Here is a 25,269-nt window from a genome sequence, read left to right on the forward strand (position 1 = left end):
GGGCGGCTTAAACGAGTGTTGCGAGACTTGGCCGAATGCGCGGGATGCTTTCCGTAAGGTAACCAGCGGCCAGCGAGCGCGCTTCGTTCACCATGGCGCGCGAAAACTCGACGCGGTTGAGGTGGAGTTCACGAAACCGGGCGGATTTTCATGATCGAGACCCGCGAAGGAGCCCGTCCGATGACCTTCCTGCTGCGCGCCGCGCTGGTGATCGGCGCGCTCTCGTACCTGGCGCTGCTGCGCAACGGCGCCGATCCGGCCGCGGAGACCCGCAAGCTCACGGGATCGGTGGCCGCGGGCGCCAAGGCGACGCTGCCGGCCGCCCTCGATGCGGTTCCTGCCGAGACCCGCGACCGGGCCGTGCGCGCCGTCCTGGCCCGGGGCCTGATGGCGGAGCTGAGCCGCCGCGCCGGCGTGGACGAGCCGGAGGCCGCCTCGAACGACACGCTGGAAGCCTCCGACCGGCAGCCCGCCTGGCGCGGTCCTGCGGAGCCCCGCTGATCCCACGGAAAACCATGGGTTTCCAAAGGGCGAGCCCTTTGGCGGGTTGTCAGGGCGGAGCCCTGATGAAGAAGGGCTCCGCCCTTCACCCGCAAAAGGGCTGAGCCCTTTTGGATCCCCTGACTTCCGTGCCTCAGCCGGCTTCGCCGCTGGTCGCCCGCAGGGGGCGCATCGGCAGGGGCGGGCGCTGGGCGCCGGCGCGCTCGGGACCCTGGCGCAGCTTGGCCTCCGGGCCGTGCAGCGGCTGGTGAGCCTCGCTCCGGCCGCGCTCGGCCAGGGGTGTGTCGAGGATCGCCGCGATCAGGTCGCGGGAGGCCGGGCGGCTCACGGTCCGGAACAGGCGCACCAGCCCGGCCACCCGCTCGGCGGAGCGCGCCACGCCCTGGTTCAGCGTGAGGAAGATGTAGACCGCCTCCTCCTCGTGCAGGCCGGCGGCGCGCAGGCCGAGCGTCAGCAGGTCGTAGCGCGCGCCCGGATCGTCCACCACGGTGAGGAAGTCGTGTGCGACGCCGAGGCCGTCGGCCAGGGCGGCGATGAAGGTCGGGACGTCCTGCGAGGCCGAGAGGCCGGTCAGGGTCTCGCCGAGGCCGCGCGGCGGGGGCGGGCAGGGGCGCAGGGCCGCGGTCGCCTCGACGGTCCGGCCGATCACCTCGCGGCGGATCGGGTCGGCGTGCAGGTAGAGGGGCACGAGGTCGGCGGCCGAGACGTCGGGGCGGGCGAGGAGCAGGCGCGCCAGTTCGGCGACGCTGCGGCCGCGGCTCACGAGGCGGGCCAGCGCCGCCCCGCGCAGGGTGATGCCGAGATTGGCCGCGAGCGCCAGGTCGATCTCCAGGCGGCCCTCGCGGGAGAGTTCGTCCACCGCCTCGCGGCTCAGCCCGACCCGGGCGGCGATGCGGGCAGCGATGTCGGAGCCGTCGGCCAGCGCGGCCTCGATCAGGCGGTGGCTCAGTACGGGGGCGAGCGTCACCACCGTGTCGCGGACGGCGCCGCCCCGCATGGCGAGCGCCTCCAGGACCGAGGGCGGCGTCTCCGGAAAGGCGGCGAGCTTGGCGGCGACGACCTGGGCGGTCTCGTCGTCCACCCGGGGGATCAGTCCGCAGGCCAGGGACTCGAAGATCTCGATCTCGGCCCGATCCCGGCCGGGCGCCCGAACGAACAGGTCGGTCTGCACCCGGAGGATCACCGGCTTGAGATCGAGATTCTCGATCCGCGCCAATTCGAGAAGCCCGGACAGGTCCGGCGGAGCGTCGACGGATGAGGGCATGAGGATCGGTTTACGCAAGACTGCAGTAAGCTCACGCTAACCGCATCGACGTGAATCGACCTTTAAGCCGCCCCCATCGCGGCCGTGCCGTCCTGCATCATCCCGGGACTTGCCGGGCTCAGTGCGTCAGCCAGAGGGACAGCGTCAGAACCACCGCAATCGCCACGATGGCGCTCGCGAAAACCGGCGTGATCCACGGCGTGCGCTGCTGCATGATGCCGGCCGCGGCCTTCTCCGACGGCGCCCGCTCGTTCTGCCGCGCGAGGCGGACTTCCTGCGAGGTCGGGGGCGCCCCTCCGGCCTCCTCGCAGGTGCCGAGCGGCGCGGCCCCGACATCCACATGCGGGACCTTGTCGCCGGTCCGCCCGCTGTCGATGTCGCCCTTCAGCTGCGCCGAGGTCGGGTTGTCGGAATCCGGCGGCGGATCGGCCTGCAGGTTCCCGGGGGACGGTGGGGTCTCGGATCGCAGCATCGGTGGAACTCCAGTATTCCTGGGTCAACGCTCGATCCTGGCCGCCGGATGTGCCCATGGTGTCGCGGATCTCAAGTCTCCGCGGGCCCTCGCTTCAGCAAAGGACGCGTGAGGATCTGCCCATCCGCGGTGAATCCGGCCGCGGCGGCGAAGGCGTGCAGCGCGTCCTGCCCGGGGCCGATCGTCAGGACCAGCCGCTCGCAGCCGGCCTGCCGGGCCGCCCGTGCCGCCGCCTTCAGCAAGACCCGACCGATGCCCCGGCGCCGGGATTCCGCCGCGACGACGAGGGTGGTGATCAGGCCCAGGGCCTTGGCGGCCTCGAGGGTGCGCATGGGAGCGAGCGCGATCAGCCCGCTCGGCGGCCCCCATTCCACCGCGACCAAGGCCGTGCCGCCGCTACCTTGAAGGGCGTCGAGCCGGGCGGCGAGATCCGCCGCAGCGACCGCGATGCCGGCCTCAGCCAGCAGGTCCGCGAGACCCGGAGCGTCGGGACCCGCGGCCGCGCGGATCTCCAGCCCGTAGCGATTGCCCAATCCCTGCTCCCGTACCCTGCTGCCGGGCGTTCAACGCAGGTCCGCGCAAATCGATCGCGTCCGGTCGGTCCGCGTCAGACCCGCCGCCAGCCCGGCTGCGACGGGTCGACCAGCGCATAGTTCACCGGCGCCACCCCGCAGATCGCGATCACGGCCGGCTCGCTGCCATCGCGGACCACGCCGTCATAATGCGGCGTGCCCGCCACGCGGCGGACGAAGCTGCCGGCCTTCACGGGGACGCAAGCCGCGGGGTCGAAATCCGGTCCGCTGTTGCACCACCACGTGCCGGACAGGATCATGCAGAACCGGTCCGTCGTATAGGTGTGCGGCGCGCTCATGTAGCCCGGCCACCAGCGGATCAAAGTATAGTAGAGGCCGGTGCCGTTGATGTCCCCGGTGAGCGCGCAACGGTCGGCGCTGCGCTCGGGATAGCCCTTCGTCGGCATCCACGGGAGCGCGTCCGGCGACAGGATGATGGTCTGCGCGGGGTTGAGCGGGCTGGCCTGCGCGGCCTCGGCCAGAAGGAGCGGAAGGGCTCCGAACAGCGAGGCCGCCAGCAGGTCTCGGCGGCTCGCCTCCGCGCCGGGTCGCGTGTCCGTCATCGCGCGTTCCATCCCTCGGGTCGGCGGCTCGTGGCGTCCGCGCTCGCGGCGTCACCGTTCCACCTTTCCGCCGGGGCCTGAAGGCCTGCGACTTTCCGGTTGGGCCGTGCTGTCACGGCGCCGGCGGCATCGGGCGCGGAACGGGTGCGGCGCTGAAAGCTTAGCTCGGCAATCGATAAGGTCGACGGGAGTGCGCAGCATGACGAGCCGGGTGCCGGACCGGACCGAGGACGGGCAGGGCGGTGATGCGCCGACGGATGGCGGGCGGTCGATAGTGCCCGGTCGTCAGCCCGAGGCCGACAAGCCTGAGAAGAGCGAGGCCGAAAAAGCCGAGACGGAGCGGGAAGCGGGGGACGTCGCCGACGATCTCGCCGATTTCGCCTGATCGGTCTCGACAGCGCTGCGCGGGGCCTGCCGCCCGAGCGAGACCCGGAAGCGAAGAGGGTTCGGGCGGCACGCTTGAACCCGTGCCGCCCGGAACCATCGGCCGGATCGAGGCCCCAGTATGGGGGCGCTCAAGATCAGGCCGCTTGCGTGATCAGGCCGTTTCTTTGGCCTTGCGCGGGCGGGTCGCCTTCTTCGGCTTCTCGGCCGGCTCTTCCTCGGGCTCCGGCGCCGGGGCGGCGGCCGACTTGCGGCGCTGCTGGCCGAGGCCGAGGCTGCGGGCGAGCTCGGAACGCTGGGCCGAGTAGCTGGCGGCGGTCGAGGGATAGTCGCGCGGCAGGCCAAAGCGCTCGCGATACTGCTCGATGGTCAGGCCGTTGCGCGACAGGTGGCGCTTCAGGGTCTTGTAGGGCTTGCCGTCGATGAACGAGACCAGCGCATCCGGGGTCACCGACTTGCGGATCTGGGCCGGCGTCGGCTTGTCGGCCGTCTCGGTGACGGCAGCCGCGGGCGCGGAGAGCTTCGCCAGAGCCGCGTGAACGCCGGCCAGGAGCGCGGGCAATTCGCTGATCGGGACGGAATTGTTCGAGACATACGCGGACACGATGTCCGACGCCTGCTCGATAAAGGTCTGCTGCTGATCTGTGGCGATGTCGTCCATCGATGACTCCCTTTATCCGACGGTGGGGCACGGTTCTATCGTCTGTGCAACAAAATCAAGTCGTCGTCGAGATTTTCTTTGCACAACGCGTCGGCCATGAACACGCATATTACTCAAGCCGTCGGTGCAGCTGCAATCGTCGCCCGAGCAAACCGACAGCGGCGCGCGGGACTTGAACGGGATCGGGTCCTTGCGGACCGCCTCTGTTACGCCTTTGGCCACAGCCAATCCGGCTGCTTCGTCTGCGAAAAGCCCTGACCGGTCTCGCAACGGACCGGAAACACGTCGCGTCAGGCGGTATCCGCCGCCTGGGATTGTAGACTGCACGCACGACGACGCTGTCGGCAGGACGAGATCTGGGGAAATCGACGTGGACCAATCATCGGAGCAGGGCACGGTTTTCGGAGCCCACATCCCGTTCGTGAACCATTGCGGGATCGAGGCCCTGGACGTGCAGGAGGGTCGCACCCGGCTGCGCCTCGTCCTGCGGCCGGAACACGCCAACAATCTCGGGATCGCGCATGGCGGCGTGATCTGCACCCTGCTCGATGTCGCCCTTGGCACGGCCGCCCGCCTCAAGGCCGGGCGGCCGGTGGTGACCCTCGACATGCAGACCCGGTTCCTTGCCCCGGGGCGGGGAACACTGATCGCCGAGGGCCGCGTCACCCGGGCCGGGCGCTCGGTGATCTTCTGCGAGGCCGAGATCCGCGACGCGGAGGGCGCGCTGGTGGCGAGCGCCACCGGCCTGCTCAAGCCCGTGAGCGAGAGCGCCCTGGGCTGAGGCGCGGTCGGTTCGGCGAAGGCCTGCGCCGAACCGAGGCCGGAAAGCCGGCCTACGCGGTCTTGAGGTGGTCGAGTTCCGTCAGGCCGCTGCCGCCATCGGCATAGGCCGCCTTGAAGCTCGCCCGCGCCTGCCAGCGCCGCCACAGGGCGTCGAGCTGCTCGAACCGCTCGTCGAGCGGGGTGGCGCAGACCGGGAATTTCGAGAACGCGATCGCCGTGCACAGCGTGATGTCGGCAAATGTCGGTTCATCGCCGCCGAGCATCCACGAGCGGCCGTCCGCGAGATGGCGGTCGACCAGGGCGGCGTGCCCCAGCGCTTCCTTTCGGCAATGCTCGCCCCATTGCGGGTTGTGCGTCAGCTCCAGCTTCGGCCCGAGGCCCTGGTTCAGCACGTGGAACATCGTGGTGATGCGATAGAGGATATGCACCCAGATCCGGTTGTCCCACATCGTGTCGAGCCCCTGCTCCAGGGGCGTGCCGCCGGTGATGCGGCGCCCCGGATGGGCCGCGTCGAGGTAGCGCACGATCGCGGCCGTCTCGGACAGCACGGTCCCGTCGGCGAGCAGGAGGGTCGGCGTCTCGCCCCAGGGGTTCATCTTGAGATGGCGCCATTGCCGCTGCTCGCCCCCCGGCGCCATGTCGTAGACCACCTCGTCGAACAGGTGGGCGATGCCCTTCTCGTGCGCGAACAGGCGCAGACGCTGCGGGTTCGGGAAGGCGGAGGGCGAGGTGAAGAGGCGGAGCGTGTCGGCCATGGGCTCGGGCTGTCCTGACGGTTCGAGACGGCGCCGCACTGGCGCGCGACCGGCTGATCTAGAGCGCGCGCCGCCGAAGGGGACAAAGGTTCGGCGTCGCGCGCGCGGCAAGCCGAATTGATGCGCGCCGATTGACGCCCCATCGGCACAGTGGGAAAGCCTAGCGCATGACGATGCCGGACGACGCCCGCGCGGCGCTGACTGCCCCCCAGTCCGAGGCCGACGTGACGGCCATGAAATCCGAGGCCGCGGCCTGGTTCGCGACCCTGCGCGACCGAATCCTCGCGGCCTTCGAAACCCTGGAGGCCGAGGCCGAGGGGCCGTTCCACCCGGATGCCCCCGCAGGGCCCGGGACCTTCGTGAAGACCCCCTGGGACCGCACCGACCATACCGGCCAGCCCGGAGGCGGCGGCGTCATGGCGATGCTGAAGGGCCGGGTGTTCGAGAAGGCCGGGGTGCACATCTCCACCGTCCACGGCGAGTTCGCCCCGGAATTCCGCGCCCAGATGCCCGGGGCCGCCGAGGATCCGCGCTTCTTCGCCACCGGCATCTCGCTGATCGCCCATCCGTGGAATCCGCATGTGCCGACGGTGCACATGAACACCCGGTTCGTCGTGACCACGAAGGCGTGGTTCGGCGGCGGCGCCGACCTCACCCCCGTGCTGGTGCGCCGGCGCAACCAGGAGGACCCGGACAGCCGGCACTTCCACGCCTGCCTGGAGCGCGCCTGCGCGGCCCACGGCGTCGACCATGCCCGCTACAAGGCGTGGTGCGACGAATACTTCCACCTCAAGCACCGCAACGAGCCCCGGGGCATCGGCGGCATCTTTTATGATTATCGCTGGACCGGAGATCCGCAGGCGGACCTGGCCTTCACGCGCGATGTCGGCGGCGCCTTCCTGGAGGCGTATCCAAAGATCGTCCGCGACAATGTCGGGACGGCCTGGACCGAGGCCGACCGCGAGGAGCAGCAGGTCCGGCGCGGGCGCTACGTCGAGTTCAACCTGCTCTACGACCGGGGCACGATCTTCGGGCTGAAGACCGGCGGCAACGTCGCCTCGATCCTGTCGTCGCTCCCGCCGACCGTGCGCTGGCCGTGAGCGCCGGGCTGCCATCGGCCTATGCGCCGCAGCAGGACGCGGCGCTGAAGGCCATCGCCGCGTGGCGGAAGGACGGCGGATCCCAGGTGTTCCGGCTGTTCGGCTATGCCGGCACCGGCAAGACCACGCTCGCCCGCCGGATCGCCGAGGATGTCGACGGCACGGTGGTCTACGGCGCCTTCACCGGCAAGGCGGCCTCGGTGATGCGCCAGAAGGGCTGCTACGACGCCGCGACGATCCACTCGCTGATCTACCGCACCAAGGAGGCGGAGGAGGGCGGCCCGACCTTCACGCTGAACCGCTCCGGCCCGGCCGCGAAGGCCGACCTGATCATCATCGACGAATGCTCGATGGTCGATTCCGACCTCGGCAACGACCTCCTGTCCTTCGACCGGCCGGTTCTGGTTCTGGGCGACCCGGCGCAGCTGCCGCCGGTGCGCGGCGGCGGCTTCTTCACCGAGACCGAGCCCGACGTGATGCTCACGGAGGTCCATCGCCAAGCCAAGGACGACCCGATCGTCCGCATGGCCATGACCGTGCGCGAGGGCGGCCGGCTGGAACTCGGCACCTACGGCCAGAGCCGGATCGTCTCCCGCCGCACCCTCGACCCGGCCGAGGTGCTGGAATGCGACCAGGTCCTGGTCGGCCTCAACAAGACCCGCCGCCTCTACAACAACCGGCTCCGGGAACTCGCCGGCCACACCGACCCGATGCCGGCGGTGGGCGAGAAGCTGGTGTGCCTGCGCAACGACCGGGTGAAGGGCCTGCTCAACGGCTCGACCTGGACGGTCCAGGCCCTGCGCGCGCCACCGCGCCCGGACCTGATCCGCCTCGACGTCGTCCCCGAGGACGACCCGGCGCTCCGCCGCCGGGCCACCGACATCAAGGTGCTGCGCGCGATGATCTCCGGCTCCGACGAGGAGATCCCGCTGTTCCTTCGCCGGGAGACCGACGAGTTCACCTACGGCTACGCCCTGACCGTCCATAAGGCTCAGGGCTCGCAATGGGACCGGGTGACCCTGTTCGACGAATCCTACGCCTTCCGCGAGCACCGCGCCCGCTGGCTCTACACCGGCCTCACCCGGGCCGCGCAGGCGATCACCATCGTGGTCTGACCGACCCTCGGCGCCGCGACATCGCTTGTGAAGCGCGGTCGCGCATGCTAGGCACCGCCCGTCTCATCGAGGCACCTTGCGGAGAGGTGGCAGAGCGGTTGAATGCACCGCACTCGAAATGCGGCATGCCTGCAAGGGCATCGGGGGTTCGAATCCCCCCCTCTCCGCCAATTACCCCTTAACCTGCTGCGATAACGGTATCTTTCTGATTCCGTAGGCTTCTGAGCGCGCTCCTGCTACGAAGGAGTGCTACGAAGCCATGAGGCAGATGGTGGGCTTGGTCCAGCGTCGGGGCATCTTCTATTTCCGCCGCACCATCCCGGATGCGCTGCGCGCCGACATGCCGGCCGTACTCGGAACGGCTGGGCCAGGCATCTTCGACGAAAGCGCGGGCGTCTCGTTGAAGGGAAGTCGGGCGGGGCGCGAGTTCTGGGTCAGCCTCGGCACCCGCGACGAGGATGTGGCGCGCGACCGAGCGCGCCGACTGGACGGCGAGGCCGACGCACTGGTTCGTTTGGCGAAGCGCCGTCTGGCTCTCAGCGTTCAGCCGAAGCTCTCGGAACTCGACGACATGGTCATTCAGGGATTGGTTGCGACCTTTCGACATCGCAAGCTCGCCGCGGATGAAGCGCGGCGGCGCGGCGCCGACCCACTCACTCGCGAAGGGTTCGACGCACTCGGTCAAGAGATTGCGTCAAGAGAGGCCGAGTTGCGCGACGCCAACGCGCGGGGCGACTTCACCGCTGTGCATTTCGACCTCGATGCGATGATGACCGTTCTTGATGCTGGGTTGAACATCGCGTTCGGATCGCCCGCGGATCGTCGTCTCCATCTGGCGTTCGTCGAGACCGAACTTGAGGTGATGACGGTCATCAGCGACCGGCATCGGGGGAACACCAGACCGACGCCTGAGCTACAGGTGAGCGACGCCCTCAGAACCGAAGGCACACCTCGGCCGAAACGGGAGAAGATCGAAGCGTCGACCCCGGAACAGATCCTGGATGGCTGGAAGAGGGATCAGACACCGACCGAGAAAACTTTTTACACCTTCTCGAGCAAGGTACGCCGGTGGACCGCTTTCCTAGCGCAGCGCGGTGCCACGTTCCAAAGCGCGAGCTTGTCGGACGCGTCCGATTGGAAGATTGCCTCGCTCGAGATTCGGTCAGCAAAGAGTGTTTCGAACGACATCTTCGCTGTCAAAGCTATCTACGGCTGGGCCGTGGCGAATGGCAAATGCCCGGTCAATCCCTTTAGCGGTTTGAAGCAGCCCCGTGCCGCCGTAAAGGGGCAGCGACGATCGACGAAGCGCGATTTCACCGACGAGGAAGCTGCCCGCATTTTGAGAGCGGCACGGGATCGTACGGGTTATCGGCGGTGGGTCCCGTGGATTGCTTGCTTTACTGGCGCCCGCATTTCAGAGATCTGTCAACTGGAGCGAGCCGATATCACTACCTCTCATGGCATGCACTATTTCCGGATGACCACCGAGCAAGACAGCGAAGGGGAGGGGACGGAAACCTCCGATACGAAGCGGATTAGAAAGAATCTCAAAAATCTCAGCTCGAAACGAATTATTCCCGTCCACTCGAGACTCATTCAAGAAGGATTTCTGGACTTTGTCTTGCGTTCAAAGGGCCGGGATTTGTTCCCTGATGCAACGCCAGACCGCTTCGGCAATCGAGGAGGTAATGCGACGAAAGTAATCAGTCGCTGGGTCAGGGAAAAGTTGGAGATTACGGACCCCCGTATCAGCCCAAGCCATTCTTTCAGGCATCGCTTCTCCACATCGTGTAAGAATTTTGGTGTACCGCCAGAAATTAGAGACAGACTGATGGGGCATAGTAGTGGGGACGCCAGCGAACTTTACGGCGAAGACTACGCGATTTCAACACTATGTCCGGAGATAGAGAAACTTCCTGTGCCAACCGGGCTTGGCTGAGACTTTTATCTCTGAATGAGTGGGGCGCAAAGATTCTCAACCAAAACCGGAGGGGTACGACATCAAGGACTTAGGAGCTTGATCGACCCTACTCAAGCGGCATCGGACCTAGGAAATGGACCATCGGAGTGGCCACTCGTCAACGCTGTGGCTAAGGCACTCCACAGCCTGTGGAGCTCGGCGTCACTGCCGCAGATCGCCACGGATGTGCGCCTGTACCTCCGCGGCGTTTCTGCGGGTAATTGCGGCGTCGAGTTAAATGCTGCAGCGCGGCAGCGCTGCCCGGCGACCGAGCTCTGGCGCATCCGCTGCCACGCCCTCGGCCTCGACCCCGTCGTCAGCGACACCGCCCCGACCGGGCGCAAGCCGGCCCCGAAGAGCGGCTCGATCTTCGACTTCTGAGCGCTCACGCCACCAGCGTCTGCCAGCAGGCCTTCCACACCTGGTCGGCCAGCTGGGCGCGCACCTCGAGATCCTTGACGGAACGCGTCACCGCCTCGGCCGGCATCTCGATCACCGTCCACCCGGAGTTGCGGTACTGCGCGATCTCGGAGCGCTCGATCAGCATGTGCGCCAGCCCGGTGAGATACACCACGCCGACATACGCGCCGGTGCGCGGATCGACGACCCCGACGGCGTTGCCGAACCGCGCCCCGCGCAGGCTGGAATGCTGGAGGACCTCCTCGAGCGGCCCCTCGTAGCGCACGGCCTCGTCCCGATCCGGACGCGACAGGCATTCCAGGTACGCCCGCAGATTCTCGTGGGCGAGGCACAGCCCGACGTCGATCGACCCCACCGGAAACGAGGTCAGCACGACGGTTCGCTCCCGCGACCGCGTCAGGATCACGTCGAGGCGCTTCTCGCCGCCCGGCAGCGACAGCGCCCCGTAGCTCGTCGGCCAAGCCGTCTCGCCCGGGCGCGGCCCGAAGGTCAGCGACACGAACACCACGTCCCGCTCCTCGCCCTGGACGCCGTTGTAGTCCGCGATCAGCACCCGCTCCCGCTCCGCGATCCGCGTGAGGTCGATGCCCCGCTCGGCGATCCGCCGACGGATCAGGTCGCGCTGCTGCATCGTCATCGCGATCACCCCGACCGACGCCGCGCTGCCGCCCTCGACATGCGCCGCGATCGCATCGACCACCGCCTCCGCCTCGGCCGCGTTGGTCATCGTGTCCCACGAAATCGTCCCGCCGACCCACGCGGCGCGCAGCCCCTTCGTGCCATCGGGTGACGGACTCGGAATCATCCGCATCCGGCCGTCGTAGAAGATCCGGTTCGTGTAGTGCATCAGCGTCGGATGCCGCGACCGGTAATGGAAGTTCAGCTCCCGCACGGGCAGACCGGCGCGCAGCGCCACGTCGAGCAGCGACGGCACCGGCTCGTACGGCCGATCCCGATCGAACAGCACATGCAGGGGCGGATCCGACTGCATCTGCTGGCTGTCCCCGCAGATGATCAGTTGCCGACACGCCGCCACCGCCGGCAGCGCCTCGACCACCGGAATGAGCGACGCCTCGTCGACCACCAGGAGATCGAAGTCCCACCCGCGCGGCATGTGCAGCGCCAGGCTGGCCGGCGTCGCCATCACCACCCGCTGGCGCAGGGCCGCCTTGGCCAAGGTCTCCCGGATGCTCTCGCCCGGCTGGACCCCGATGCGCTCGGCCAAGAGCCGCGGCTCCCAGCCGGTGTCGCACAGGTCGAGGATCGCGGTCGCGGTCATCTTCGCCCGTAGCCGGTCCTTGACCGCGTTGAACGCGCTCTGCCGGCCGCTGAGAAACAGCACCGTCCGGCGATCCCGGAACGCGTTGCCGAGGATGTTAACGATCGCCTGGGTCTTGCCCGAGCCCGGGCCGCCCTCGACCACGAGGCTCACGCCGCGCCGGCTCGCCACCAGCAGCATCGCCTGGCTGCGGTCGATCGATCCGACCACGATCTCCTGACGCCGGCCGTTGCGCATCGGCCGCCGGATCAGCTTCTGCGGCCACGGGGTCGTCGCCTCACCCGAGAGAAGCCGCACGACCGCGCCCGCCCCTGGACCCGACCGCTCGACCCCGCTCATCAGCCACTGCCACTGGCGATAGCGGGCGAGATCGAACAGGCCGAGCGTCAGCACCGGCGCGATCCCGACCACGCCGAACCCCGCCAGGTCCTCCGCCCGCCACCGCAGCGGATCCGCCGGCAGCGCTCCGACGACTATCCCCAGCCGCTCGACCAGCAGCGGATTAAGCACCGGAGCTCCGAACCGCCGCAGGGTCTGTGCCCCCGCCTCGCCCTCCAGCATCGCCGGACAATGCATCAGCGGAGCCGCGCGCACGCGCTCGCCGTCCCGCCACAGGACGAGCCCGAGCGCGAACGCCAACGGGCTCACCCCCGTCTGCTCGGCCAGATCCGACGACAGCGACCGCAGGCGCGTCAGCCGCTGCGCCACCTGATCCCGACCCAAGCCGACGGGATCCGCGCTCGACCAATCGTCGCGAAACCCCACAATGGGATCGTCGAGCCCGATCGCAGCTCCTTGCGACAGCACTTCCCAAACGGCCCGGACCGGCTCGGAGAAGGTAAGATACCCACTCCGCCGGTCCGAGGGCAGGTTGAGGAGCCGGTTCCACCGGCTCAGGTCGCGAAGCGGAGCCGCCAGGGCCTCAAGCTGAGGCCGAACTATCAAGATTCGTCCGTCTCCGACGCCTCCGGCTCGGGCGCATCCGGATCGAACGGCACCACCGGCGCGAGACCGCCCTCCGAGCCGAACGAATCCGCCGTCTCGAACTCCCCGTCCTCGAGCGACACCGTCTCGCCGTTGCCGAGATCGATCACCCCCGACGTGATGTCGTCCCAGCGCTTGTCCGAGAGCAGCCATGCCGGCGGACGGCCGAGCAGGGACAGATTCTGGATCTCGGTGGGTCCCATCCCCTGCCCGAAGCGCTCCACAAGCTCAACCCGCGACAGACCCGCCGGCCAGGGCAGCTTGTCGAGAATGCGCGTGTAGTAGATCTCCAGATCCAGCCGCGACGGCAACCCGACCCAGTCGTGGTCCGGCCCGCGGAACACCCGATAGCGAACAGAGCGCATCAGGTCTGCCTTCGCGTCCGACGCCGGCTCGAACGTCATCTCGCCGACGGCCAGCGCCTCCATGTAGCTCTTGACGGCATCGCGGCGCGACACCGCCAGCGGCCACATCCGCACGCGCGAGCGCTCGATCTCCCGAAAGGGGTCGATGTAGATGCGCTTGCCCGCCACCAACTTCTGGAGCGTGCCGCCCCCGCGCGCAATCTCCCGCCGCCACAGCGCCGGATCGAGCTCGGTCAGCTGCGAGTAGATCGGCGGCAGCGTCTTGCCGGCATAGTCCGCCACCGTCTGGTTGCCGGTCAGGCGAAACAGCGCCGAACCCGCGAGCACGCGCGCCTCGTCGTCCGTCAGGAGATCGGGGCTCTTGTCGGTCGCCGCCCCGAACGTCGGGAACTCGGCCACCATCTCCGCCAGACGGTCGTAGGGATCCCGCTGCCAATGATCGGCCCAGGTCGGATCGTAGCCCGGCGGCAGCCGAGACGGATCACGACGCGCCGCACGCTCCGCCAGCACCGCCGGCGAGAACACGTCGATCACCTTGTCGGTGATCGTCGAGACCTCGATCATCTCGTCGCTCTCCGGCGCATCGATGTCGCCCATGGCGAGAAACGCCGCCGCCTCGAGCGCCGGGGCAATCGGCGGCGGCCGGTAGGGCGGCACCTCCGGGACGGTCGCGGCCGCCTCGATCGCCTCCGGCGTCGCGAGCACGGCGTCCGGCACCACGATCTCGCTCTGCGGCGCGACGTCGACCGGCCCCTGCGAAGTCAGACCTGCGGGCTGCACCAACGAACCCGTCGGATCCATGTCCTGACCCGATCGAGCAGAGGGTGCGACACGCGACGCCTTCGGGCGTCCCGCGGCCTTGCGACCAGTCGCCTTCACACCCTTGCGCGCATGGCGCGCCGTCTCGCCGGCCTTGACCACCTGGGTCGGCAGCGTCGAACGCACGAGCTTGCGCCCGCGCCCGTAGAGCGCCTGGGTGTTCTCCACCCGGGTCCGCCCGGCAACCTGCGGATCGGCCTCGAGATCGCGGTTGTACGGAGCCGCCCCGCCGGACGTCATCAGGTCGACCTCGTTGAGATCGGCCACGCGCACCGCCTCGATCGCCGCGATCTCCGCGAGCTTGCGCTCGTATTCCAGCGCCGCCGCAGCCTTGAGAGCCTGCGCCGCCTCGATCTGATGCTTCAGACGGGTCCGCCGTGCCGACGGACGCTCCGAGCCCCAGGCATAGTTGACCTCAGCCATCACGAGATCCCAAAGAGGTCCATCATTTCCACCCGGGAGAGCCCGTCGTGCTCCCGCAGGTGTCGCATTTCAGGCAGGTCCCATTGCGGACCAGCCCGGTTGATCGCACCGCACCCGAAATGCGGAGAACCCTCACAAGGGATCCCGGGTGCTGGAATCTTCCAGATCCGCCTCACGCTCAACAAGCGCCGCCCGAAAACGCAGATCCGCGTTGGCGAGCCTCGCGGCCTCCCTCGCGCAGGCCTGACGCAGCTGCGCGAGGCGAGGCGTCGTACGGATCGAAGGGCGGATCCCCGACCGCACCGGCCGCTCACTCCCCCAATCGTAAGAGACCTCTGCCATCCGACCCTCCCGGCGGCGATGAAACCGACCGCGTCATTTCCAGCCAATTCTACCGGCTACGCTTAGGGGCCGTCAACGCGGGCGCGCATAGGCGAGAGGCGATCATTCACACCTGATCCACCACCTTCTCGGGGCCCGCAACAGGGGCGACCAGCAGGACCGATCCTCCGGTTCGGCCGCCGATGCGGAAGACCGAGGCCCGGTCATTTCCACGTGGAGCCACGCCCGCGGTCCGACCTCCCGCGGTCGGCGTCCGACCCGACGACGCGACGCGTCGCGATCGATCCGAACCGCAAGTCTGCGCGCACCCTCGGCCGAGTAGCGGCCGCCTGGGCGAGGGCATCGACACGGGCGGTCTGCTGGAAGCTCTCCCGACGAGGCTCCAGGTGCCGCGCCGGCCGCGCCGTCGGAGGCCCATGTCCCCAGGCGCAGGTCTGACGAGCCCGCGAGCCCCGGATCTGTCCGGGCTTCATCGTGGCCCTCGCTCCGAACCCGACCGTGTGGCGATGTTTATGATCCCGAGTCGGTCATTTCCAGAGAGCCACAAGGACCGACGGCCATGATCCGACGCGCATCATTTGCACCTGGCGACGCCCCCGAAAGCGCCCGGCGCAGGTGAAAAACGGCGTTCATTTACAGCGTGTCTCGGCAATGAACCGAGGCGGCTCACTTACAGTGACCTGCGGCTCCAGGCACTGAAGCGACGGCAATCATTTACACCGCCCCACAGCCGGAATCCCCAGGGGGATGGAGCCCGGAAGGGGCATGCAAACAGACACAGCGCCATCATTTGCACAGGGTCGCCAAATCTCTGTAATGTATGGCTTTTACGGCATCACCCTGACGTGTAAATACGCCTCCAAACCCCGGGATGTCACCGCCGGCGTCTGGGCCGAAGGACCGCCGCTCCGGGGTGGGAGGATGGCGAAATCGGCCATCCTCATTTCCAGCGATCGACGGGTCCATGGGTGACCCATCGCCGCTCGAAATTTTCGCCGGTGGCGAGCTGCGCCAGCCCAGTCCGAGGCAGCCTGGTGGTGCCTCGGAGAGGTGGCGATCGAGACCGATCCGCACCTCATCTTTGCGCCTTCCGAGGGTCTCGAGGCGCTGATCCGATGCCTGGACCCCGTCACTCCCGCTCCGAGGGCCAGTTCCGGCCTCTTTGAGGGCCATTCCGAGGTGCCCCGGACGGCTTTTCGGGCCTCCAGGAGGGGTCCTGAAGCCCCGAAATTTCCCTGAAGAACGCAGGCCCCAGAAGTCCCAGAAGAGACCCAGGATCCGACGACCCTGGCTCGCAAGCTCGATGGCTCAATTCCTCAGTTTTTGTGCACCCTACGGGCGCAGCAAAAACTGACGACCCCTTCAAGCCGATTTTGGTACCCCTCCCAGTCTCCCTGTCCGATCAAACGGGCTTCTACGTTTCGGATCGTCCTGCCCCTCGCCATGCCCGCGCATGGGACATGTGAGACCCGTTTTGGGTCTACTGGCATCGGGCACACTCATCCGGGCCTGCGTCCGGTTACTAACTGGGTCGCCAGATCAAACAGCCGTTTCGGATCCAGCTTGGGTATGGTGAAGGAAAACTGCAGTCGCTGTTCCACGCCCGATGCTGGACAGTTGGGACGCGCGTCGACACGCGCTCATCTCCCGTAAAACACGGGATCCGATAGAGGCCCTATGGGGCCAAAGATCCTGATCCTCTTATTGCGGCCGGGACAGGCCGCATCACAGCCGGCGAACGCGTCCTCGAACGCCATCCGATGAATCGCTAGGTTCGTAAGCACGATCCGAAGCTGATACGTTAAGGGCCTTCTGCGAGGACCGATGACCGCGCTGTTCAACCCGAGCCCGCTCGTCTTGGGCACGCTACAAAACCTCTCGCTCCTTCTGAACCGATCAACCGCGATCTCGCGCGGACCGGGGGGCGCCGGACTGGCGGTCGGGCGGAGCGAGGCCCGCGCCTTCGGCGGCCTAGACATGGCGATCGACCGTACCGGCCAATCGCTGCCGGCCAAGGTTCGGTACGGCGCGATCACCATCGCGCCCCGCGCGCAAGGATCGGCCTTCAGCAAGAGCCCCGGCGTGCATCCGGCGATCGATCGGGCCTACGATAACCCGGGGGTCCGGTTCGGCAATCAAGTGAAGGGCGGCGAGCGTCCCACCTCCGCCGCCGGCGAGACGAGTTGCCATTTCTCACAGACGTCGGTCTCGAAGACTTCGCCGATCCGGGAGATGATCAAGGCGGCCCGCGGCGGGCGACGGCTCGCCGGATCGCGAGCGGCCGCGCACGTGCTCTATGTCGAGCGCGAAGGGGCGCCGGAGCAGGTTGAGAAGCGCGGCGCGGAGCGCCTCCGTGGCGAAGCCTTCACCGCAGAAATCGAGCGGCGCGGCATCGACCGGTCTGCCGTCGCGCAGCAGGTCTATATCGAGCGCGCTGGAGCCGCCGAAGGCATTGAGCGCAAGCCCGGGCGGCGGATCACCGACGAAGAACTGGACGCCCTCGACGAGGCCTCGTTCGGCACGATCGGCGCCACGGTCGAGGAACGCACGCAGTTCTGGCTGGCGGTCGAGGAGGCCGAAGCCACACCCAAGGGTGACCGGATCACAATCAGGCCCCGGGACAATCCCGAGTGGTGGTCGAAGGTCGCCGAGGCGGTGGATCACGCTCCCAGCGCCGCACAGCGACCACTCCGAGACGCTCTCGCGCGCGACGACGAACTATTCGAGCTGAAGCTTCCGACGGACAAGGCCTTCGCCGTGCATCAATGGGCAGTCGGCCTCGACACCGCGGCTCCGCTCGAGATCTCACCCGGTCGCGGGGGCCGCACGCAGACGCGCGTCATCGCTGAGTTGCCGCATGAACTTGATGGCCGCGAGCGGCTGCAGATCGTGCGCGATTTCACGCAGAAGCTCGCCGAGAAAGGCTTCCCGTACTGGGCGGTGATCCACGCGCCGGACACGAATAACGACGCCCGGAACTTCCACGTACACATCGCCTACTACGACCGCCCAACCACGAGGATCACGACCAGCAGCGGCGGGGAGGTTTGGGATTTCGAAGTCCAGGAGGAGCGCAGATATCCGAACCGCACGAAGTACCTCGTGCGCCCCCATCAGCAGAACCGGCTCCGCGAGACCAACAACCAAGACTGGGTCACGGAGTTGCGCAAGCACTGGGAGACGGTGTCGAACCGGGTGCTCGAGGATGCCGGCTTATCGAAGCGCTACAATCTCGGGACATACGAGAACATGGGCATCGACTTGGAGCCGCTCCAGCACATCAACTCACGCACCTTCAACAAGGAGCGCAAGGGCGAGTTGACCGAGGAAGGCCCAGTCCTAGCGAGGCGGCAGTGGGACACCGTCCACGACCGGCTCGTGAAGGATCACGAGATCAAGGCGCGGAAGCGGAAGCATTCGTTGAAGAGGATGGCCGAGCATGCCACGAAGGTGGCCCGTGCTGTCCCGGGCGCGGCGAGGAAGGCTGGCGAGATCGGTCGCCTGAAGGAATTGGGGGTTAAGGCCAGTTTCCAGCTCGCGCTCTTGGAGTTGCACCAGGATCTCACCAGGCTGGTGGTCGACCGCATCGCATCGAGGCCGAAGCTGATGATGTCGGCCGTCAATAAAGCAGAAGTCAAAGCCCGGAAGAAAAAGGGAATCGCCGATGACGCACCGCCCCGCGATGGTCCTGTCGCCGGGGCATCCCTGTTCGGTCTGGAACTGCGCAGTGATGTCATCACGTTCCTGACGGCGATCTACGACGGCGGCCTGCGTCTCGATCGTGAAAACGCGGCGCGCGCGAACATCGCCCGCAACAATGTCCGACTGATCGTGCAGGAAATGCGCAAGCGCGTCGCTAATCCCGCCTATCCGACCCTTCCCGGACGCAGCTTGGCGACCGCAACCCTGCACGAGTTCGACAGCGACGAACGGCTTAAGGTCCGTGCCGCCCGCCAGCAGTCCATGGAAGAGCAGTTCCGGGCCGCGTCGCAGGAAAGCCTCGACAGCGCCGTCGTGGCGATGTCGTCCGTGCTGAAGACCGCGCCACCAGTGCCGGATCAGCTAGAACGCAGAACCGCCCCCGCGCGTGCAGCGAGTCCGGCGACGGCCGCGCCGAACGACGCTCGTCCCGCCAAGTCGCGGTATCGGCCCGGGCGTCGTGACACGGACACGAACGCCGAGATGGTGCCTCCAATCCGGATCGCGCCGCCGATTACCCTGCCAGCCGGCTACGGACCCCAAGGGCGCAGTAGCGGAGCGCCAGCCATGGGGGCCCGACCGGTCGAAGCCTCGTCCCTACCAAGGCCGATCAAGCCCGTGTCAGATGAACGGCGTTCCGTCGTACCTCAGAACCCGACGACCAAGCGGGAGGTGCTGCGGGAGCGCCAGGCCGCCGAGGCCGATACGCCAAATCCAATGCCGACCCGTGCCGCGGATACCATATGGGCAGAGAGCTACTGGCCACGCCCCTCGGCTCATACTGAACCCACACCAGCCGTGCCGCTGTCCGCAGCGGTGAGGACGGCCTGCCCTGCAACGGACGCCACGCCATCCGCTCAAGCCGATCACGCTTGCGTTCCGCCCGGTATCCCAATGAACGCGATGCTCGCCCAGCCTTCAAAGCCTCCTCTCGAGGCGGTCGCTGTCGAGCCGGTTCCATCGCCACGCGCGACGCCAGCGCCCGCGCTGCAACCGCCGCCGGCAGCCAAGCCGGCCATCCCCGTCCCGCCCGTGGTCGCGGACACCGCCCGAGGAACGCCCGTCGCACAACGAGGAACGGCGAACCCAGCATCCACGAGAGTCGACGAACTGGTGCCGCCGCGCGCATCGGTACGGAGCGAACGCCCCGCAGCGATGCCCAACCTAGCCGAGATCATGGACGCGCAGGATCGCGCCAAGCACGTCCGCCCGGCTGTGACTAAGGTCGAGATCATGAAGCCTGAGAGCACAAAGCCGCGACTGGTCGGGCCTCCAGCCCAAAGCACGCCCGAACTTCAGATCAAGGGCGCCAAGCGCCCCGAGAAAAAGCGGAAGGAGCGCGATCGCGGCCGCGAACGCTAGGCGAGCCCATAATACCCGATCGAGAAAGTTTATGCTCTTGATGCGCCACATCTCCTCCGCAAGGGGGGGCGTAAAGTTCGAGCACGGAGCCGCCGAAGAAACAGCCGATATTCCTCGATTGATTTTGGCCCGGCGACGAGGTCTTCGATCAGAGCCTCGAGCGGGCCGGCATTCCGCCGCCAAGGGCCGAAGATGCGATTTTGACATCGAATACCGGCGGCTGCACATCCTGTTGCAGCGGTAGGGCTGGAAAGTGAACCACAAGCGCACCTATCGGATCTATCGGGACGAGGGACTTTCGATCCGGCCCGAGCTGCTGAAGCGCAGACGGACCTGGCGCTACCGCTAGGAACGACCGATGATCTGTGGACCCAACGAAGACTGGGCCATGGACTTCATGTCCAACCGCCTGTTTGACGGACGTCCGTTCCGGATCCTAATGATCGTCGATTGCCACACGCGAGAGGCGCTCTCACTCACGCCAAGAGCCAACTTCCGCGCCTTCCAGGTTACCGAGGCCCTGGACGCCTTGGTTCGGCTGCGGGGGCGGTCCAAGAGCTCGCCGGTGGACAATGGACCGGAATTCGCTGGTTTCATGCTCTATTAGAGCCGTGTCCGGCTGGGTTGAATCGTTGAGGTAGTGGGCAGTGAGCGGATCTGATTCGATGTTAGGCTTTCCGAGGAGGTCGGGATGCCGTCAGCGCTATCGGTGGATCTGCGAGAACGGGCGATCGCGGCGATCGAGGCGGGAGCCTCGCGCCGCCAGGCGGCCAAGCGCTTCGGGATCGGCTCGTCTAGTGCGATCCGCTGGCACGAACGCTTCCAGGCGGAAGGCGTGATCGCACCCCGGCCCTCGTGCGGGCAGCGACCTGCGCCAGCCATCGAAGCGCACGCTGGGCGGATCCTTCAGATCGATCGGGAGCAGCCGCAGGCCTTCCTGCACGAGGTGCGTGATATCCTGGCCAAGCAGGGTGTCCGCACGAGCGTCAGCGGGCTGTGGCGGTTCTTCGCCCGGCATCGGATCACCCGTAAAAAGGGGCTGTCTACGCGGCCGAGCAGGAGCGTCCGGACGTGAGAGCCGCACGGGAGGCGTGGTTCGAGAGCCAACTCGACTTCGACCCCGATGCCGTCGTCTTCATCGACGAGACAGCGACCGCCACGAACATGGCCCGCACCTACGGTCGGGCTCCACGCGGCGTGCGCTGCCGGCTCCTCGTGCCCAAGGGCCACTACAAGACCACCACCGTCACCGCCGCCCTGCGTGCCAGCGGCTTGGTCGCCACCACCCTGTTCGACGGGGCCACCAACGGCGCGCGCTTCCGCGCCTACGTCACCGACACCCTGGTCCCGGTGCTGAAGCCCGGCGACACCGTCATCCTCGACAACCTGCAATCCCACAAAGTCGTCGGCGTGCGCGAAGCCATCGAGGCAGCTGGCGCGCGGCTCCTCTACCTCCCGGCCTACTCACCCGACTTCAACCCGATCGAGCAGGCCTTCTCAAAGCTTAAGGCGCTGCTGCGCACCGCCGCTGCCCGAACCGTCCCAGACCTTTGGTCAGCCATCACCCGGGCCTTCGCAGCCTTCACCCCAGCGGAATGCCGCAACTACATCGTCGCCGCCGGATACGACGCTTATGACCCATCCTAAACGGCAACAGCTCTAGTCGGCGTACCTGAACGGGGTCGAAATCGACGTCTCGCGACCGGGCAAGCCGACCGAGAACGCCTAAATCGAGTCGTTCAATGGGCGCCTATGATCAGAATGTCTGAACGCCTCGTGATTCCTGTCCTTGACCGATGCCCGAGAGCGCATTGAGGAATGGAGGTGCCATTACGACGAAGATCGATCCCACGCCGCCCCGGGCTGCTTGACGCCCCAAGCCTGCGCCAACCAAGCTGTCACTGCCCGAGAACTTACATAGGCTGTGGACCACAAACGGGGTCAACTCCATGTCGCGAACGCGCTTATAAGGCACTCTCACCGAGGCATGGGAACGTGGACCGCAATGGCGCACTCTACTGTTGGACGGGATCCAGAAGGTACCTGAATCCGCACGGACGATCATCGCGGCTGATGCGAAAGCCTTAAATGCGCGGATGCCCGCGTTGATTGGAAGGCCCCCTGCCACACGCGACCGCGGACGCGGGCCCGCGCTAGGGCATTGAGCGCACGCTCGGCTTGGTTCAACCGCTTCCCCACCCGCCCATTGGCTCCGATCGCCGAGCCAACAACGACGAGGTCTTCACCAGCCTTATCGCAACCCCGTCCCTCGCAACCAGATCCAGTTGCATCGTTCTGTGACGCTAAGTGCAGAGCTTGTACTCGTTACGGTTTGTTCGCTCTCGGCGGCAGAGAGGCGCAACGCCGGGTTCGGACTCCACGGGAGTGGCTGCGGACGATGCGGCCAATACACAAGCGCTCAGGCCTGTGGATAACTGGAGTCATCTGAGAAAAATCGAATATAGTTACTTATCTCATATTTCGTGAAAAATCACGATGATGCGGGCTTGGCGTGAAGCGACAATTTTACACCTGACCAATTCGAATCGTTGATCAGCCGGATTCCCTGCTCTGCTAGGAATCTCTCTATCGCGCTCAGCGCTAAGCTCTGCAAATCGCGTTCACCAGCCTCGAATCCCTGGAGAGTGCGTAGGCTTATTCCTGCGGAATCAGCCAGTTGTTTCTGAGACACACTAAGTAGCGCGCGTGCCGCGCGACATTGGCCTGGCGTGATCATTTGGACCTCGAACGCGAGGACGAGGCCACTTGCGCAAATTGCGCCATCATGCGCATTTTACGCAAGCAACGCGTCGATGGCGATTTAGCGCCAGCCGCAAATTCGGAGATCATCAAATGCTGTCCCACCCGACCAGCCCGTTTGACAATGATGTGCTGTTGAAAGCTGCGAGCGATGCCGTCGCAGCAGCCGTCAGCACCAAATTCGCCCTCGATGAAGTCCTTGGCCCAGAGCTCAGCCGGCTGATCAGTGTTTCGGCTTCTGTCGTCAAGCGCCACGGGATCCTGCTTGAGAAAGCCTTTGTCGAGGCGCTGCAGGCGAGTGGCAGGTTTGACGTGCTCCACAATCCAACCATCCCAATCACGCCAGCCGCTGACAGCCTCGTCACATCGAACACCGCCGAGGAGCTAGCCCGACTCAGCCTCCGCTATGATCAGCCCGCGAGCCGATCGGTCAATCAGGACATCGTTGTGATCGATATCGCCACTGGATGGGCAGGCGCTTACTCGATCAAGAGGGGCGGTGGCGATATGGGCCCTCGCCTTCGCCGGCCGCTCGAGCGCGACGTCGCCGCCGTGCGTCTCCTACTCAGGTCTTACCTGCGGGATCAGGGCTACTCGACGATCGACACGGTCACCTCGGCGTGCATCGACTGGTTCGGCGCCGCCGGCCTGCCGCCGCACCTCACCGTGCAAGGACCCGACGTAGATGTCCACTTCGGCGTGCCGGTGATCGCGACCGTTGAGAAGATGACGGCTCACCTGCGCGACGAGTTGCATCGGACCATGCCCGCTCTGCTCGAGCCCTTGTACCACCGGTTCGAGACTCTCTCACCTGTCGAGACACGACGCGGCCCGGAGCCAACTGAGTTGGCCCCGGAGGACGACGTTCGTTCAGGCCCGGAAGCCAAGCCCAGCGCCAATGCGATCTTTCCCGTTGGCCCCGACGAGATCCGCCTGACGTCGCCAATGCGTCTGCGCGCCGCAATGTCGGTGGGCCTACGCGCAGGTGGCCGACGCTGAAATTTGGGCGCTTGCCGCCGAAGTGGAGACCGGTTCGGCGCCAGCGAGCCTGTCAAAACAATAGCTTAGCGTCGTGACCCGACCCAACGTGGTCGGGCACGGCTCCAAGGGCCGGTGCCCACTGGGGTGCCCCGAGCCGACACGGTTACGACCACCATCGCGAGGATCACCATGGATACATTCGAAAGCGAACTCCACGCCATCGCATTGCGCTGCTCCCCAGACTTTCGGGTCTTACGTAAGCTTGCACGACGCGGATACTGCGAGCGCCCGCTGGGTCCATATGCAAAGACTGGGATTATTGTAGATGTCGAAACGACTGGCCTGGAATTATCGGCGGAAATAATTGAAATAGGTCTTTTGAAGTTCATATATACGCCGGCAGGAGTCGTACTGGGTACGCTCGGACAACGACAGGCACTGAACGAGCCGGGCGTACCGATCCCACCGCAGGTCACGCGTCTGACTGGGATCACCGATGAGACCGTTCGTGGTCATAGGTTCGATGTCGAAGCCCTACAGACCTTCGCGAGGGGCGCCGACATAGTCATCGCTCACAACGCGACCTTCGACCGACGCCACATCGAGAAAGTTCTACCGGTCTTCGAGGATCTGCCATGGGCCTGTTCACAGACTCAAGTGCCGTGGTCAGACGAGGGCATCGAGGGCACGAAACTTTTCTACATTGCACATCGCTTCGGTTTCTTCTTTGAAGGCCACCGTAGTCTTGATGACACTTACGCCTTGCTGGAAGTATTGGAGCAACCGCTGCCTCGATCTGGCAAGCTTGTTCTGAGTGAATTGCTGGAGGCCGCCAAGCGGCCAAGTTTGCGCGTCTACGCGCTCGGGCTGCCTTATGCGCTCCGGGACGAAGTGCGAGCGCGCGGGTATCGGTGGTCCGCCGGCGAGGATGGTCGACCGCGGGCGTGGCACCGAGACTGTGAGGCGCGAGAGATCGGTGCCGAACTGGCGTTCCTCAACGCTTTAGATCACGACGCGACCATCGAACCTCTGGTTCTGGAGATCGATGCGTTCGTCCGTTTCTCCGCGCGACATGGATGACGCCATGGCACATCACAACGATGCCGGCGGGCAGACGCGCATCGCGCGGATCGTGGACTTGACCGGTTCAGGCTGTACGGAGATCCAGGCCAGGGCCATCGCCAAGAGCGTGGACGCGGCGGCCGGCGAGGCGGTCGAGGCGTTGCGGCACGAGCTGGTGCGCTGGCACATATATCTAGCCATGTACCTCCTCGCGGAGATCGGCATCGTCCTCCTGGCAGCGCTCGTCATGGGCGCCGCCGCTCCCGGGAACGCCCCGGGATGCACATGCTTACAGTCGCATCCCGAGCCCCGCTCAAGCCTCACCAGCGCCATTCCAAGACAGCTCGTCAAAGGGGCCGTTTAGCGATTCGAAACCATTTTATGGGCTCGACAAGCCTGTTGAAGGCCGCACGTCGAAAAATTCGCAATTCATTGAGCTGGCTGGGTAATTCGCCAGAATTGCGAGATGAAAACGACTGGCGCCGAGCCCACGGACTCCTCATACGGCGCGAACTCGGCCATAAAAATCAGACCGCGGTCACCGGAGCCGTTCGACGACGAGGAGCTTCGCTCGAGAAAATTGATGACAACCCGGAGGGACGCGCGACCTAGGCTACGCGCCCCTCACATGGGCCACAAGCGA

General features: G+C 66.4%; 21 protein-coding genes, 1 tRNA gene and 2 pseudogenes. 15 read left to right on the forward strand and 9 right to left on the reverse strand.

The genetic code is table 11. The features are described from left to right. The first annotated feature begins 180 nt into the window (after positions 1-180). Positions 181-501 carry a hypothetical protein gene (locus tag MKL20_RS27975; RefSeq protein ID WP_244039411.1) on the forward strand — a complete coding sequence of 107 codons (321 nt, stop codon included), beginning with the start codon at positions 181-183 and terminating at the stop codon, positions 499-501. Between the two features lie 133 nt (positions 502-634). On the opposite strand, the gene MKL20_RS27980 is transcribed toward MKL20_RS27975, so the two are convergent. From MKL20_RS27980 to MKL20_RS27995, 4 genes are all read right to left on the reverse strand, one after another. Then, positions 635-1,765, reverse strand: a complete 1,131-nt coding sequence (locus tag MKL20_RS27980; RefSeq protein WP_244039412.1) for a DUF2336 domain-containing protein — start codon at positions 1,763-1,765, stop codon at positions 635-637. 118 nt (positions 1,766-1,883) lie between these two features. Next, positions 1,884-2,237: a hypothetical protein gene (locus tag MKL20_RS27985; RefSeq protein ID WP_243972165.1), complete on the reverse strand. Its 354-nt coding sequence runs from the start codon at positions 2,235-2,237 to the stop codon at positions 1,884-1,886. A 71-nt stretch (positions 2,238-2,308) separates the two neighbouring features. Beyond that, positions 2,309-2,770, reverse strand: a complete 462-nt coding sequence (locus MKL20_RS27990) for a GNAT family N-acetyltransferase (protein WP_244039413.1) — start codon at positions 2,768-2,770, stop codon at positions 2,309-2,311. Between the two features lie 74 nt (positions 2,771-2,844). Next, a complete protein-coding gene (locus MKL20_RS27995; RefSeq protein ID WP_244039414.1) occupies positions 2,845-3,372 on the reverse strand; it encodes a hypothetical protein in 528 nt (175 codons plus the stop codon). Between the two features lie 199 nt (positions 3,373-3,571). On the opposite strand from MKL20_RS27995, the gene MKL20_RS28000 reads away from it, so the two are divergent. After that, positions 3,572-3,757, forward strand: a complete 186-nt coding sequence (locus MKL20_RS28000) for a hypothetical protein (protein ID WP_244039415.1) — start codon at positions 3,572-3,574, stop codon at positions 3,755-3,757. Between the two features lie 153 nt (positions 3,758-3,910). Here the strand turns inward: MKL20_RS28000 and MKL20_RS28005 are convergent, their stop codons facing one another. Then, the gene (locus MKL20_RS28005) at positions 3,911-4,417 is read right to left on the reverse strand and encodes a MucR family transcriptional regulator (RefSeq protein WP_243950450.1); all 507 of its coding nucleotides are present in this window, start codon (positions 4,415-4,417) and stop codon (positions 3,911-3,913) included. A 370-nt stretch (positions 4,418-4,787) separates the two neighbouring features. Here MKL20_RS28005 and MKL20_RS28010 point away from each other — a divergent pair, with 370 nt between their 5' ends. After that, a complete protein-coding gene (locus MKL20_RS28010) occupies positions 4,788-5,198 on the forward strand; it encodes a PaaI family thioesterase (protein ID WP_244039416.1) in 411 nt (136 codons plus the stop codon). A 52-nt stretch (positions 5,199-5,250) separates the two neighbouring features. Here MKL20_RS28010 and MKL20_RS28015 read toward each other — a convergent pair whose 3' ends face one another. Then, positions 5,251-5,955, reverse strand: a complete 705-nt coding sequence (locus tag MKL20_RS28015; protein ID WP_244039417.1) for a glutathione S-transferase family protein — start codon at positions 5,953-5,955, stop codon at positions 5,251-5,253. A 167-nt stretch (positions 5,956-6,122) separates the two neighbouring features. On the opposite strand from MKL20_RS28015, the gene hemF reads away from it, so the two are divergent. The 5 genes from hemF (at position 6,123) to MKL20_RS28040 (ending at position 10,511) form a co-directional block, all read left to right on the forward strand. After that, positions 6,123-7,055: an oxygen-dependent coproporphyrinogen oxidase gene (gene hemF / locus MKL20_RS28020; protein ID WP_244039418.1), complete on the forward strand. Its 933-nt coding sequence runs from the start codon at positions 6,123-6,125 to the stop codon at positions 7,053-7,055. Then, positions 7,052-8,170, forward strand: a complete 1,119-nt coding sequence (locus MKL20_RS28025; protein ID WP_244039419.1) for an ATP-dependent RecD-like DNA helicase — start codon at positions 7,052-7,054, stop codon at positions 8,168-8,170. The genes hemF and MKL20_RS28025 overlap by 4 nt, the downstream gene beginning before the upstream one ends. Before the next feature lie 80 nt (positions 8,171-8,250). Then, positions 8,251-8,340 (forward strand) — tRNA-Ser (locus MKL20_RS28030). 89 nt (positions 8,341-8,429) lie between these two features. Continuing rightward, a complete protein-coding gene (locus MKL20_RS28035) occupies positions 8,430-10,109 on the forward strand; it encodes a DUF6538 domain-containing protein (protein WP_244039420.1) in 1,680 nt (559 codons plus the stop codon). Positions 10,110-10,256: 147 nt separating this feature from the next. Continuing rightward, positions 10,257-10,511 carry a hypothetical protein gene (locus MKL20_RS28040; protein WP_244039421.1) on the forward strand — a complete coding sequence of 85 codons (255 nt, stop codon included), beginning with the start codon at positions 10,257-10,259 and terminating at the stop codon, positions 10,509-10,511. Positions 10,512-10,515: 4 nt separating this feature from the next. Here the strand turns inward: MKL20_RS28040 and MKL20_RS28045 are convergent, their stop codons facing one another. Then, entirely contained in the window at positions 10,516-12,774 is a 2,259-nt protein-coding gene (locus MKL20_RS28045) for a DEAD/DEAH box helicase (protein WP_244039422.1), read from the reverse strand. Beyond that, complete coding sequence (locus tag MKL20_RS33195) at positions 12,771-14,264, reverse strand: hypothetical protein (RefSeq protein ID WP_244039423.1); 1,494 nt, start codon at positions 14,262-14,264, stop codon at positions 12,771-12,773. Before MKL20_RS33195 ends, MKL20_RS28045 begins: the two co-directional genes overlap by 4 nt. A 2,322-nt stretch (positions 14,265-16,586) precedes the next feature. Here MKL20_RS33195 and MKL20_RS28055 point away from each other — a divergent pair. The 4 genes and pseudogenes from MKL20_RS28055 to MKL20_RS28070 form a co-directional block, all read left to right on the forward strand. Beyond that, positions 16,587-19,823, forward strand: a complete 3,237-nt coding sequence (locus MKL20_RS28055) for a MobA/MobL family protein (RefSeq protein ID WP_244039424.1) — start codon at positions 16,587-16,589, stop codon at positions 19,821-19,823. A 211-nt stretch (positions 19,824-20,034) separates the two neighbouring features. Continuing rightward, positions 20,035-20,424, forward strand: a pseudogene (locus tag MKL20_RS28060) (IS3 family transposase); the annotation flags it as partial. Between the two features lie 90 nt (positions 20,425-20,514). After that, a protein-coding gene (locus tag MKL20_RS28065) for an IS630 family transposase (protein WP_244039425.1) occupies positions 20,515-21,470 on the forward strand; the annotation gives its coding sequence in 2 pieces (ribosomal slippage) (positions 20,515-20,866 and positions 20,866-21,470; 957 coding nt in all). Positions 21,471-21,489: 19 nt separating this feature from the next. Beyond that, positions 21,490-21,744, forward strand: a pseudogene (locus tag MKL20_RS28070) (integrase core domain-containing protein); the annotation flags it as partial. Positions 21,745-22,314: 570 nt separating this feature from the next. Here the strand turns inward: MKL20_RS28070 and MKL20_RS33200 are convergent. After that, the gene (locus MKL20_RS33200; protein ID WP_244039426.1) at positions 22,315-22,560 is read right to left on the reverse strand and encodes a multiprotein-bridging factor 1 family protein; all 246 of its coding nucleotides are present in this window, start codon (positions 22,558-22,560) and stop codon (positions 22,315-22,317) included. Positions 22,561-22,676: 116 nt separating this feature from the next. On the opposite strand from MKL20_RS33200, the gene MKL20_RS28080 reads away from it, so the two are divergent. The 3 genes from MKL20_RS28080 to MKL20_RS28090 all read left to right on the forward strand — a co-directional run bounded on the left by MKL20_RS28080 (position 22,677) and on the right by MKL20_RS28090 (position 24,990). Then, the gene (locus MKL20_RS28080; protein WP_244039427.1) at positions 22,677-23,582 is read left to right on the forward strand and encodes a hypothetical protein; all 906 of its coding nucleotides are present in this window, start codon (positions 22,677-22,679) and stop codon (positions 23,580-23,582) included. Positions 23,583-23,753: 171 nt separating this feature from the next. Next, entirely contained in the window at positions 23,754-24,644 is an 891-nt protein-coding gene (locus MKL20_RS28085) for a 3'-5' exonuclease (protein WP_244039428.1), read from the forward strand. A gap of 4 nt (positions 24,645-24,648) precedes the next feature. Continuing rightward, positions 24,649-24,990 (forward strand): hypothetical protein, encoded by a 342-nt coding sequence (locus MKL20_RS28090; RefSeq protein WP_244039429.1) that lies wholly within the window; start codon positions 24,649-24,651, stop codon positions 24,988-24,990. Positions 24,991-25,269: the final 279 nt, after the last annotated feature.

Source organism: Methylobacterium sp. E-066 (assembly GCF_022829635.1).
In the GTDB taxonomy this organism is placed as follows: Bacteria; Pseudomonadota; Alphaproteobacteria; order Rhizobiales; family Beijerinckiaceae; genus Methylobacterium.